Source organism: Pseudoalteromonas sp. 3D05, assembly GCF_002723455.1.
Taxonomy (GTDB): Bacteria; Pseudomonadota; Gammaproteobacteria; order Enterobacterales; family Alteromonadaceae; genus Pseudoalteromonas.
The window spans coordinates 20,612-33,905 of record NZ_PDUS01000021.1 but is presented as its reverse complement, the minus strand read 5'-3'; the positions used below and the strand labels follow the sequence as shown (position 1 = coordinate 33,905).

Genomic DNA, 13,294 nt, shown 5'->3' with positions numbered 1-13,294 from the left:
TTTCTTTAGGTAAACGATACATAATGCAGCGCATTTCAAAAAAATATATAGCAGGCTCAGGTGTTCTGCTTGTACTACTGGTTTGCGCATTTTGGTTTGGGCGTCAGTATGATTTACAACAAAGTGCAGGGCAAGCTAAACAGCAAGTCACGCAGTTAAGCCGATATTTAGATACCGAACTGGCTCGATTTTCTGCAATACCCCACCTTGTAACAGACAATCAATTATTGTCTGGCTTTATTCAAAATGATAATAAATCGACCAATTCGGTTAATAACTACCTAGCAGATATTCAGCAATCAAGTGGTGCATCTGACGTATACCTATTAGACTTGAAGGGGGATGTTATTGCCTCGAGTAACTGGCAGTTAGACTATACATACATAGGAAACAATTTTGCTTTTCGGCCCTATTTTTATGAAGCTATAGCGGGCAATAAGGTGGCTTATTTTGCGCTTGGCCTGCGTTCAAATGAGCGAGGAATTTACTTTTCAGAACCTATTTACAAAGATGACGCTGTTATTGGTGTTGTCGCATTAAAAGTAAATGTATCGAAATTTGAAAATGACAGACAACTCCTTAACGCATCACAAACGAGTCACTTTTATATGACAATGAGTGATGGTGTGATTGCAATTGCTAGTATAGCCCCTTGGCGATTAAACACTCTAAGAACGTTTAGTGAAACTGAGCGACAGGCGCTTATCTCTAAACGAAGTTACCTTGATCATATTCCAAAAAAAATAGTATCTCATATTAGTAGCAGCCGAGATATTAGGTTATTGAATATAATGCAGGGGGCAGGCCTTGCTCAGTATGTTTTTGCTGAATCAGACATTGAACAGCTAAACGCAAAGATTACTGTATTAGTGGATGTGTCGTCGGTTAACATTGCTCAAGTTCCTCGTCTTTTTTGGCTCAGTGTTTTTTACATTATTACTTTAGCTATTGGTTATGTCTTAATGTCTCGTTTTGCAGGCTATAAAAAGTTACTTTATTCGCGCCATAGTCTTGAGCAAGAGGTTATAGAACGTACAGATGCATTAGAAAAAGCGCAAATTGCATTAGTACAATCTGCCAAGTTAGCCACAATTGGGCAATTGAGTGCAGGCATAAACCATGAAATTAACCAACCTCTTAGTGCAATGAGTACCTATTTGTTCAGTGCAAAAAAACTGATTGCTAAGGGTAATGTTCAAGCAGCAGAAGATAACATTGTAATTGTGCAAGGGTTGATAGAGCGTGTACATCAAATTGTAGGTCAATTAAAACACTTTAGTAAACCAGCACAAACACAACTACGCTCACAAAACCTATCTCAATTGTTAAAAAATGCGATGTTGATTGCTAGTGCGCAACTTAAACAAAATCAAATTACAGTACGGCCCATCGAAATTGACGATTCGGTTACTGTTTGGGTCGATGGTATTAAGTTTGAACAAGTTTTAGTGAACGTAATCACAAACGCGAGCCAAGCAATGGCAGAGCAAAACGTTAAAGAGCTGAGCTTTGAGCTTGAGCAATTTGACGGGCGAGTGAAGTTTTCAATACTCGATACTGGCCCTGGTATTGAACAGCATGCACTAGGAACCATTTTTGAGCCATTTTATAGTACCAAGTCCAGCAATGGTCTAGGCCTTGGTTTATCTATTTCAAAACAAATTATACACTCATTTGACGGTTGCTTAACTGCGCATAACCGGCCAAGTGGAGGAGCACAATTTATTATTACCTTAGCCTCGGATAAAGGAAGTATATGACTGAGTTAGAGCAACAGTGTAAACAGGTTATTGTGATTGATGATGAAGCAATGATCCGAGACTCTATCAAGCAGCTGCTTGAGATAGAAGGCTATGAAGTTCAATGCTTTAATGACCCACTTAGCGCTTTATCTAAGCTTACTCGACGATTTAACGGTGTTGTGATCAGTGATATCAATATGCCGAAAATGGATGGTTTAGCGATGCTCGAGCAAGTCCGAGCATTTGATAGTGAGCTCCCCGTCATATTTTTAACTGGGTTTGCAGATGTCTCAGTTGCAGTCAAAGCTATGCAATTAGGGGCGTACGATCTCTTTGAAAAGCCACTCAACGAACAACTGCTGGACTGCCTTGCACGCGCTTGCGATAAACGAGCCTTAGTGATGGAAAACCGAGCCTTAAAGTTAGCGGTTGAAAAAACATCTGCACCAGGGGTTAGAATTTTAGGCGAAACGCCACAAATGCAGCATATGATGCATCTTTTAAACACGGTAATTGATACTCCCGCAGATGTGATGATAGAAGGTGAAACTGGCACAGGTAAAGAGCTGGTGGCTCGATATTTACACGACCAAAGTAGCCGCTCCAATTGTAATTTTGTGGCAATAAATTGCGGTGCAGTGCCTGAACAATTAATCGAAAGTGAGCTTTTTGGTGCTGCCAGTGGCGCTTATACCGGCGCCACGCAGAGTCGCCAAGGTAAGTTTGAGTTTGCACAAGGCGGCACGGTCTTTCTTGATGAAATAGAAAGCACGCCAATGTCATTACAAATTAAACTACTACGTGTACTTGAAGAGCGAAAAGTAACCCCCGTTGGTGAAAATAAAGCGATTGATCTAGACGTTAGAATTGTTGCAGCGACTAAAGTTGATTTATTAACCTTGGTTGATGAGGGAAAGTTTCGCGCTGATTTATACTACCGCTTGAATTTGGTGAAAGTGAGCATTCCTGCATTGCGCGATAGAAAACCAGATATCCCTTTATTGTTTAAGCATTTTAGCTCGATAGCCGCAACACGTTTTCACAAACCACCGGCACCATTAAATGCTCAGTCTCAACAATATTTATTGCAGTATGATTGGCCTGGGAACGTGCGAGAGTTACGAAATCAGGCTGAACGTGCAGTTTTGTTAGGTGCTGATCTTGCTTTTGAGGCTAATAATGTCAATCAAGCAACCCCTCCTGTAGATCTAAGTTTAGCGGAAAAGGTTAGCTTTTATGAACAATCATTATTGGAGGAGGCGTTAGAGCGCCATCAAGGCAGTATTAAAGAAACTATGCAAACATTGCAACTTGCGCGAAAAACACTCTACGACAAGATGAGTAAGTATGGTTTGAATAAAGATATGTTTAAAGATTAGCCACCTAAAATGGGTGGTTTTGGTGACAGCTGTGTATTTTAATTGTGTGACTTTCTACCCATTCTAGTTTCTACTACTTTTGAGGTTAAATTTAACGTACTGATTTTAAATGTATTTAATGTTTATTTAACGATTGGCAACATATTTGCCTTTATTACTAGGAGCAACAAATCATCCTAATAATAATGAAGGCACATAATGACTATAATAGATAAAAATCAAACATTACTAATTGCAGCTTCTACGGTTGCATTGCTTGCACCTTGGCAAAATGTTCACGGCGCAGAATATAACATTTACGGCAAGGCAGAAGTTCAAGTTGCGAACACGGACAAAGGCATAATGCGCTACGCCAATGAAGGCACGCAAATCGATGCGCCTTTTTCTCGTATTGGTGTTAAAGGTAATCACAAATTAACTGAATCACTTAGCGCCGTTTTCAAGTACGAAGTACAGGTCAAAGGGTTTGAACATGATAATACCAATGACCCATTTAGTTCGCGTAATACTTACTTAGGTTTAAAAGGTAACTTTGGTGAAGTGGTTATCGGACGTAATGATACTCGATTTAAATATTCTGAAGGCAAAGTAGATAACTTTAATGAAACCCAAGCAGATATCGCTCAGCTTTTACCAGGGCAGGATAGACTGGGTGATACACTAACGTACACATCAAAATCTTTTTCGGGTGCGCAGCTATCCCTCACTTATGCGCCTAAAGATGACAGTGCAAATAACGAAGCTGGGTTTGCAGCAACTATAATTTATGGTGATCGTGGTTTAAAAAATAAAGATTACTATGTCGCAATCAGCCATGTTGACTCCTTAAACAATATTAATGCTACGCGCATAGCTGGTGTACTTAAACAAGCACAGTGGCAATTTGGCGCAATCTATCAGCGCAGTGAATCAATAGATGGTAGCAAATCAGGCAATGGCTATGTGGTTAGTGCCAGCTACAAAATGGGGCAGTGGGTGCCTAAAGTACAATTTGCCAGTGATGATTCGCAGTTACGCCATGCTAACGATGGTAGCCAGTGGACTGGTGGTATAGATTATGTATTTGACAAGCAAACAACAGCTTACCTTTTTTATACTGATCTAGATCTTGATCATCAAAGCGATAGCAGCCTTGCATTAGGCCTTAAGTACAAATTTTAAGGAATAAGTGATGAGTGAAATAATTAATAACAATCAAGGTAAGTCACCGCTTATGCAATATATTATGCTGTTGCTAGGTCCGTGCATTATGTTAATCACCTGTTTAGTTGATCCTCCATCGGGGCTGAGTGTTGCGGCTTTTAGAACCGCGGGTTTAGCATTTTGGATGGCATCATGGTGGGTCAGTGAAGTAGTGCCTATTCCTGCGACCTCACTTTTGCCACTTGTGTTTTCACCTTTGGCAGATATTGCTTCAATTAAGAGCGTGGCCGCACCTTACGCCCATCCGTTAATCTTTTTATTTTTGGGTGGATTTTTAATATCTATTGCCATGGAACGATGGGGATTACACAAGCGTATAGCACTTAAAACAATGCTTTATGCAGGGTCAAAACCCAGTTACCAAATTTTAGCAATGATGCTTGTGACTGCCTTTTTATCAATGTGGATGTCCAATACAGCAACAGCAGTGATGATGTTGCCTATAGCACTATCTATTACACACTTAGTGCAACAATCTAATCCACACAACAATGGGTTTGGTAAAGCGTTGTTGTTGTCCATCGCTTATGGTGCCAGTATCGGTGGTATAGCTACATTGATTGGTACACCACCCAATGCATTAATGGCTGCTTATTTGTCTGATAGCTATCAAATTGAAATTGGTTTTTCACAATGGATGATGGTAGGTGTGCCTTTGTCTTTGGTTATGTTGGTTATTTGCTGGGTTTGGTTAACTCAATTTGCCTATAAAGTAGATAAGACAGAGGCTGGGAGTGTAAAAGTAGACACTAAATCGTTATTTAGTACGCAGTTACTTGAACTCGGTTCAATGCAACGTGCCGAAAAAGGCGTTTTAGCCGTATTTGCACTGGCTGCTGTGTGTTGGATTTTCAGGCCTCTACTTGCTGATTTTTCTGGTTTAAAAATATCTGATACCGGTATTGCAATTGCTGCAGCACTAATGTTGTTTGTATTACCTGCAAATAAAGGCAGTAATGAACGCATTTTAGATTGGCAAAGCACATCAGGTGTTCCTTGGGGTGTATTATTGTTATTTGGTGGTGGCTTAACCCTTGCTGCTCAAATTAAGTCTTCTGGTTTAGCCGAGTACATTGCACACCTTATTGATGGTGCAGACACAATACCTTTGGTTTTGAGTGTATTATTGGTGGCAACTATGATCACATTCTTAACTGAAATAACAAGTAATACGGCAACGGCCGCAGGGTTCTTACCCTTACTTGGGCCAGTTGCTGAATCAATCACTGGAACTCCATTAGTGTGGGTTATTCCTGCTGCAATAGCATGTAGTTGTGCCTTTATGATGCCTGTTGCAACGCCGCCTAATGCGATTGTGTTTGGCTCGGGACAGATACAGATGCGAGATATGATCAGATCAGGGTTTGTCTTAAATATCATTGCAATCGTGCTGATCACATTAGTTACTATGACTATAGCTGCATCAGTGTTTAATTTTTAACTCCAACGGCGCTCGTATTTTGAGTTGCCTTGGTTAGAATTACCCAACCAAGAGTGCTTATACTTTAGGGCGTGTTGACCTTTCGTGATTAATTTTGCAGCAATATGTTTGGTATTTAGGCAAGGCAGCGCCTATGCAGTGTGGTTGTTCCCCATAAATAGGCGATAACGCAGTATAAATGCCAAACATGCGCTGCCCAAAGGGTTCTATCTAGGGGCGATTGACTCTTTGTTACCTACATGGATGTAGGTAAGGGGCGCTAGCAGGACGCGGTAGCTTTGCTCGGTTTTTACTTAGCCCGCTAGGTTACAAACCTCGCGCCGCGATTAAATCGCCCCTAGATTGAACAAATTTCAATCCACAAAGGTCAACACGCCCTAGTATAAGCACTCTTTATTGCTCCTCTGTATAAACACAGTTATAGTAATTCCTGGTAATTTTAATGAACGGATTTTCTTTTGACTGACAGTGCTAGTATCTCTGCTGACTTAACGTCTGCTTTCAACCTCATGCAAACACGCTTTGACAGTGTCCCTTATCCCACTATAAAAGATCGTATTAATCTTTTAAAAATACTTAAAAGCAAACTCATTGAGTCTGAAGGTGAGATAGTCGCTGCTATTTCAAAAGATTTTGGCTACAGAACAGGTTTTGACACTGTTTTAGGTGATATCTTACCGACAGTGAAAGCCATTGCTTATAATATTAAGCATCTCCCTAAATGGGCGAAAGATACGCCGCGTCGGGCAGGTATTTCGTTAGCACCTTCTAAAGTCTCTGTAAGTTATCAACCAAAAGGAGTCGTGGGTGTTATTTCTCCGTGGAATTACCCGATTCAGCTTGCACTCGTGCCAGTAGCAACGGCGCTAACTGCAGGTAACCGTGTGTTACTGAAGTTAAGTGAGTTTACACCTCATACTAATCAAGTTTTAAAGCGACTTTTTAGCGACGAATTAAGTGAGCATTGTACGGTAATTGAAGGTGAGACACAGGTAAGCCAGCAGTTTTCAGCTTTGCCATTCGCGCATTTGTTTTTTACTGGCTCTACCAACGTTGGGCGCCATGTAATGGCCGCCGCAAGCAAAAATTTGACTCCTGTGACTTTAGAGCTCGGTGGAAAGTCGCCAGTGGTCATAACACCCGGTACCGATATTAATAAATCTGCAAAGGCTATTTTGTTTGGTAAAATGTCTAATGCTGGCCAGATTTGTGTCGCGCCAGATTATGTTTTAGTTCCTAACGAGTTAAAACATCAACTAACTCAAAGCTTATGCTCTTTGTATAAAAAATATTATGGACTGGGTGTAGAGGGAAAAAATTTAACGTCAGTAGTAAATACTGATCATTACGAGCGATTAAATAATTTACTTGAGGATGCAAAAAGCAAAGGCGCACAAGTAATAGAGCCTCTTGATGATAATATGACCGATCAACAAAAGCATCGTATGGGGTTGCACTTAGTGACACATGTGAATGATGATATGTTGGTAATGCAAGAAGAGATATTTGGGCCAATATTACCTATCATGGGTTATGACAATTTAACGGACGCTATAGCGTATATTAATAACCATCCTCAACCGCTGGCATTGTATGTGATGGGTCATGATAAGGCTGTTAACGAATCAATAGAGTTGCAAACGCAAAGTGGCACGCTTGCATTAAATGATACGCTTATGCAAGTAACAGCGGAAGATGTCCCATTTGGCGGCTTAGGTGAATCTGGTATGGGAAATTATCATGGTAGAGAAGGGTTTATGACCTTTAGTCATGAGAGAAGTAAATTAATAAGTGGTCAATTTAATCCACGGTTAAACTTACTGCTTTCTCAAAACTCATTGCTTATTAAATTACTTAAGTGGATGTATTTGCGTAATTAACAAATGCAAAGTCGCTATTTGATTCATAAAGCATCACCAATCAGTAATAAAGAGTCTTTAAATTGCCCGAAAACGTGCTGTTTTTAAACAGCTTTATCGGGCAACAATTATATGAGTGCTAATTACTGTTAATAGATTCGGTCTTCTCCTGCATATAATCCTGCTTGAATTCGCTCATAAAGCACATTCGCTTTTTCTTTAGCTTCAGTTATTTGTGCAGGTAGCATTTTTCTTTCATCAAGTTTACGGCTATGGCTTGCGTTTAAGTTTCCGTTAAACTCGGCTACTGAGTTCCAGATATATGATTTTTCTATATTCTTTTCAACACCTAAACCTTCATAATACATAAGTGCAATATTGAACTGAGCTAAGGAGTAGTTGTTTCCAGCTGCTTTTTCATACCATTTTAGCGCTTCTTTGTAGTCAAGTTTGACGCCAGTGCCATTTGAGTACATCACTCCGAGGTTAAATTGTGCTGCTGGCAAGTTTTTTTCTGCAGCTTGCTTAAATAATGTCACGGCCATTTGCTTATCAAGCTTAACGCCTTTACCTTCATCATAAAGCACAGCGAGGGCAAACATAGAGTCAACGTGGCTCTTGTTAACAGCTTGCTGGTACAAATCCGCCGCTTTGCGGTAATTACGGGTTACACCGTGACCGTTTTCGTATAACTGTCCTAGCTCATAAATACCCGGTGCAAACCCTTTATCGGCAAGGTAATTAAATTCTTTTAAGGCCTCTTCAAATTGCCCTTCATTGGCGGCTTTAATGCCTTCTTCTAGACCTGCATGACTAAAACAAGGCACGCTTAATGCACCAATCATTAACAATACTTTTAATTTCGGTTGCCACATGACTAAACCTCCAATAAGTTGTAACTGTATAATTTTAGATCTAAGCTGCAAAAAACCCAACTTATAATTAAAAATCGTAATATTGAGGGTAAGATACAGATATTAAGGGATAAATTAAAGAAATAAAAAAAGCCCCTCAGGGGCTTTTTGATTCATATCAACCGTCACCGATATGAGCAATGTAGCAAGTAAATGTGATCTGAAAATGAAATACTTTGGGTCGAGTAAAGTCTCTCACTGAAGCGGCACGCTCTTCATCAACACACAGTTTATGGGGCCAGCATCCATGCTGGGTATTCTATCCTTAGGCACTGAGGTCGGTACATAAATAAATGAGTCCGTGTTGATGGGAATGATTATTACTTACATATTCGTGCGGGTCAATAGTTAAATGAGAATTATTATCAAATTTGTGATCGTAATTATTTTATATTCAGTATAACTAATGCCAACAAACCTATGGGCAGAATAACGAGGGATTATACTTACATGTACAAAAACAATAAAAAGTTAAGTTTAAGAAATGGGCTGTTGATTATCTTCATCTTATTTGTCAGCGGATGTTCAGCAAGTTTCACCTACAACAATATTGGTTGGCTGTCAGGTTTCTGGATTGACGATTATGTAGATCTAAATAAGCAACAATCGCAGACGGTCAAATTATTGATCAAAGATACGCGTGACTGGCATAGAACAAGCCAATTACCGCTTTATAAAGCTGATCTAATTCATTTGCAAAATATACTAAACGATTCACCATCTGAGCAGGCACTCATCGAGCATTTTAATAATTCAAGAGGCCATTGGCAGACCTTGGTCGACAAAATTGCCCAACCGTTAATAGACGTCGCTAAATCCCTTGATAAAAAGCAAAAAATGCAGTTTATTGCTAAGATTCGAGACGATATAAATGAAGAGTTGGAAGAATATGAAAAGCAAACCGATACAGAGCGAAGTGAAGAACTATTAGAGAAACAAACCGAAACTTACAAAGAGTGGTTAGGAAAGCTTTCGCAACAGCAGCTCACTCTTATTTCGAATGCTAATGATAGCTATGAACCACGATTTGTACAATGGCAAAAATACAAAAACACTCGGTTAGATGCCTTGGTTGCAGTATTTGACAATCCTACAACAAATTCGGCTGAATTTAGGCAAAACTTGCTGCGTATTATTACTGAACGTGAAGCGTTTATGAGTCCAGAGTTAATGGCTGCAACTGAGAAAAACCAAGCTTTATATGCGAAGCTATTAGTTGAATTACGCCATACACTTACCCCGAAACAAATGAAGCATGCCGAGGACAAGTTTAAAGACATGATAGAAGAAATTGATGACTTAATAGCAGACTAAACAGCCGATTTACGCGACATGTTTAAATTATTGGTTGTGGTTATTTTACTGATAAGTATTTACAGCCACTAAGTCCAAAAGACGGCTTTAAATCATGCATTTGTCATTTTAGCTTGAGTTCTAACAAAGAGTGTTTAAACTTGATGTTATTAATTTAAAACTAAGTATTTAGATGACTATTGCAGCACTAAACAGTACACATGTCTTACGTAGTAAGATACTAAAATGGATGTGTTTCTGTTTAAGCTTTGTCGCAGCAGCATTTAGTTACTTTAATGTGTTTATCAACAACTTTTTAGTACTCGGTTTGCTAGAAAGTGTGTTTGCACTTTATTGCTTCTATATATACATCACTATTTCCAGTGAACAGGTTAAGCTCTGGCAATCTCTCAGTATTTGTTTATTTTTAGCTTTTCTGGTTGTATTTGGCAGTCATCTGGCCCCAATGAAAAACGCATTGTTTGTTTGGTTATTAGTGCTTCCAATTGCTTTTTATTTATTAATGGGAGTTCGCTGGGGAGCTATATTATCTTGCCTCTCACTCGTGCTGGAGGCCATTGTGTTGTCTTCTAAACCATTTGCCGCTTTAAATTTAGGCCTAAATTTAGCTTTGGCTTATTTACTTATTTGGGTGTTAGCTCATGTATTTGAAAGCAGCCGAGAAAACTCATACAAACAATTGCAAAATTTAGCATTGCTCGACCCATTAACAGGCACTGGAAACCGCCTTGCCATGAACCATATTTTCGAGACTAAACTTATTAATAAGCTCGGTTTGTATACCCTTGTTATGGACTTAGACTTTTTTAAACGGGTGAATGACGTTTATGGCCATGCGGTAGGGGACAAAGTATTGGTGGCTGTTACCCAAATCATAAAACATAAGTTACCTGATGCGCATGTTTTCAGGATAGGTGGCGAAGAGTTCGCAATTTTTGTACATGGTTGCTCGTTTGATGAAGCAAAATACAGTGCGCAAATGATCCGCAGCAGTATTGAGGAACATCAATTTTTAATTGATGATCAAATGATTGCACTGACGGTTAGTGTAGGTGTTGCGCAATATAAATCAGGTGAAACATTAAAATACACTATAAAAGCGGCAGACGACAGGCTGTATGAGGCAAAGCGAAACGGCCGAAACCAGGTTGTTATGCCACCAGAAGATGTTGTTATGCTTAGTGACCTAAAGAAGATCTCTTAACGGCCGCGATACATACTGTCAAAATTTGGTATATTATTTTCCCAAAGTGGTGTGTCTTTGCCTAAATGTTCTTTTATAGCATCAAAGAAAAGGCGTGTCCTAACTGGTAAATCTCGGTGCGGATAAACAGCGTACATTGCACTGTATTCAGTAAGGTGTAGATCTGTTAATAACGGTACCAATCGCCCTGATGTGACTTCGTTATCGATTATAAAAGCGGGCGCTAAAACATAAGTTGTACCAGATAGCGTTTTTTCTAATAAAACTTCAGCATCATTTGCTCTAAACACACTTTTTATTTTTTGCTCTTGAGCATCACCATTTTGATCAATATAGCGAACGCCTTCAACCCTTAAAGAAGTGCTCGAATAGCTAGCAGCTGGTAAATCGGCTAAATCTTCAATACTTTCAGGCATCCCATAAGTATTTATAAATTCGGGTGACGCTAATAATAATAATCTATTTCGTGCAATTTTGCGGGCAATGAGTGATGAATCTTTAGGTTCGCCAACGCGAAAAGCCAAGTCAAATCCTTCTGACACTAAATCAACTAACTTATCATCAAGCCTCAATTCAACTTCTACCTGGGGAAAGCGTTTTTGAAAATCGTTGATAACCGGTTGTAAGTAGCGCCGGCCAATAATTGTAGACGAGGTTATTTTAAGTACACCGCGTGGTTCTTGATGGTAATTTTCAGCAAGACGAATCGTTTCACTGAGTAGTTCTCTAAGCTCTGCTGCTTTTTTTACCATTTCTGCACCAGCAGCTGTTAGTGAAAAAGACCGTGTTGTTCTATTGAGTAACCGAACACCTAAGTCATCCTCTAAGCGACTAATTTGTTTAGAAATAACAGACCTATCAATGTTGCGTGTTTCGGCAGCTTTAGCAAACGACCCTCTTTCCACGACTTCTAATAACATCAATAAACGGCTCGTTGTGTCCATGATATATCCACTCAATAATAATTGGTGCCATTTTGGCATTAATGAATTTGAAAATCTATGGTTTTTGTCCGCATGTTTGTTCCGTACCATTTATTAATAAATAAAATGGAGCAGCGTTGAAATGAACAAGCACTTAATAGCTACCGCAATTATAGCGGCATTACTAACCTTAAGCGGGTGTGCAGAAGAACCCGCACAAGAAAATACCCAACAACAGCTACAACCTATAGATGTGGCAGCAGTAATCACAAAGCCTGTGCAAAGTTGGCATACCTATACAACTCGTTTAGAGGCACCTGAAGAGGTCTCCTTAATGCCCCGTGTTTCAGGTGTTATTGAGAATATAGCTTTTGAAGAAGGAGACGTGGTTAAAAAAGGGGACTTGTTATTCGAACTAGATGCACGCCCTTACGCAGCCATTGTTGCTAGCTTAAGAGCGCAAGTCACCAGTGCAAAAGCTGCATTGGAGCAAGCGAGTAGTGAAGCTAAAAGAGCTGAGCGACTAACCCAGCGTAAAGCAATTTCAACTGAACAAGCTGAATCACGTACTTCAACCTTGCATCAACGCGAAGCGCAATTAGCTGCCTATAAAGCGCAATTAACAGCTGCTGAACTTGACTTGGCTTTTACTAAAATTCGCTCACCGATAGAAGGCATTGTTTCACGTGCAAATATAACAAAGGGCAATAATGTTCAAGCTGGGCAATCGGTTTTAACCTCGATTGTTTCAAATAAAACGATGTATGCATATTTTGATGTAGATGAGCGTACATGGAATCGATCATTTAGTGATGTTACCCGTTCAGATAAACAAGCGGTTGTGATGCAAAAAGTGGGTAAAGCAACATTTGACCATGCAGGCTATATCGATTTTATAGATAATCAAATTAATGTAGCAACAGGGACATTGCGCGTAAGAGCACGGTTTGAGCAATCAAACAATGAATTAAGAGCAGGCTCATTTGCGCGGATTAAGCTTGCTGCGAATGCGGTACAAAAGCATATCATCGTCCCTGATCGTGCTATAGGCACTGATCTAAAAAATCGTTTTGTATTAACCGTTGGTCAGAACAATGTTTTACAGTACAAGCTAGTCACTGTGGGTGAGCGGTATGGACGTTTCAGGGTGGTGACGTCAGGCTTATCTGACACTGATATTATTGCTGTGAATGGCCCTGCTAGAGTTGGCCCTGGGATGCCTGTAGCACCTAACACAGTAACATTAGATACCTCGGGTATTGCATTCACTTTACAGCCGTCTTCTCACAATTTAATGGCTAAAAAGTAGGGCATA

Annotated in this window: 10 protein-coding genes; 8 read left to right on the top strand and 2 right to left on the bottom strand. The window is 39.7% G+C overall.

Translation table 11 applies throughout. The annotated features are described in order from the left end of the window. The first annotated feature begins 23 nt into the window (after positions 1 to 23). The 5 genes from CSC79_RS17165 (at position 24) to CSC79_RS17140 (ending at position 7,645) form a co-directional block, all read left to right on the top strand. Positions 24 to 1,760 (top strand): cache domain-containing protein, encoded by a 1,737-nt coding sequence (locus CSC79_RS17165; RefSeq protein ID WP_099296969.1) that lies wholly within the window; start codon positions 24 to 26, stop codon positions 1,758 to 1,760. Then, positions 1,757 to 3,121, top strand: a complete 1,365-nt coding sequence (locus tag CSC79_RS17160; RefSeq protein ID WP_099296968.1) for a sigma-54 dependent transcriptional regulator — start codon at positions 1,757 to 1,759, stop codon at positions 3,119 to 3,121. Before CSC79_RS17165 ends, CSC79_RS17160 begins: the two co-directional genes overlap by 4 nt. Positions 3,122 to 3,319: 198 nt before the next feature. After that, a complete protein-coding gene (locus CSC79_RS17155; RefSeq protein ID WP_099296967.1) occupies positions 3,320 to 4,282 on the top strand; it encodes a porin in 963 nt (320 codons plus the stop codon). Positions 4,283 to 4,334: 52 nt separating this feature from the next. Then, entirely contained in the window at positions 4,335 to 5,765 is a 1,431-nt protein-coding gene (locus CSC79_RS17150; protein ID WP_237114056.1) for an SLC13 family permease, read from the top strand. Between the two features lie 458 nt (positions 5,766 to 6,223). After that, positions 6,224 to 7,645 carry a coniferyl aldehyde dehydrogenase gene (locus CSC79_RS17140; RefSeq protein WP_180270453.1) on the top strand — a complete coding sequence of 474 codons (1,422 nt, stop codon included), beginning with the start codon at positions 6,224 to 6,226 and terminating at the stop codon, positions 7,643 to 7,645. 128 nt (positions 7,646 to 7,773) lie between these two features. On the opposite strand, the gene CSC79_RS17135 is transcribed toward CSC79_RS17140, so the two are convergent. Beyond that, positions 7,774 to 8,499, bottom strand: a complete 726-nt coding sequence (locus CSC79_RS17135) for a tetratricopeptide repeat protein (protein ID WP_099296965.1) — start codon at positions 8,497 to 8,499, stop codon at positions 7,774 to 7,776. Positions 8,500 to 8,988: 489 nt separating this feature from the next. Between CSC79_RS17135 and CSC79_RS17130 the strand changes: the two genes are divergently transcribed. Beyond that, the gene (locus CSC79_RS17130; protein ID WP_099296964.1) at positions 8,989 to 9,852 is read left to right on the top strand and encodes a DUF6279 family lipoprotein; all 864 of its coding nucleotides are present in this window, start codon (positions 8,989 to 8,991) and stop codon (positions 9,850 to 9,852) included. Between the two features lie 172 nt (positions 9,853 to 10,024). Further along, positions 10,025 to 11,056: a GGDEF domain-containing protein gene (locus tag CSC79_RS17125; RefSeq protein ID WP_099296963.1), complete on the top strand. Its 1,032-nt coding sequence runs from the start codon at positions 10,025 to 10,027 to the stop codon at positions 11,054 to 11,056. On the opposite strand, the gene CSC79_RS17120 is transcribed toward CSC79_RS17125, so the two are convergent. Next, a complete protein-coding gene (locus CSC79_RS17120) occupies positions 11,053 to 12,000 on the bottom strand; it encodes a LysR family transcriptional regulator (protein ID WP_099296962.1) in 948 nt (315 codons plus the stop codon). The genes CSC79_RS17125 and CSC79_RS17120 overlap by 4 nt on opposite strands. Positions 12,001 to 12,121: 121 nt before the next feature. Between CSC79_RS17120 and CSC79_RS17115 the strand changes: the two genes are divergently transcribed. Beyond that, positions 12,122 to 13,288 (top strand): efflux RND transporter periplasmic adaptor subunit, encoded by a 1,167-nt coding sequence (locus CSC79_RS17115; RefSeq protein ID WP_099296961.1) that lies wholly within the window; start codon positions 12,122 to 12,124, stop codon positions 13,286 to 13,288. Positions 13,289 to 13,294 lie beyond the last annotated feature (6 nt).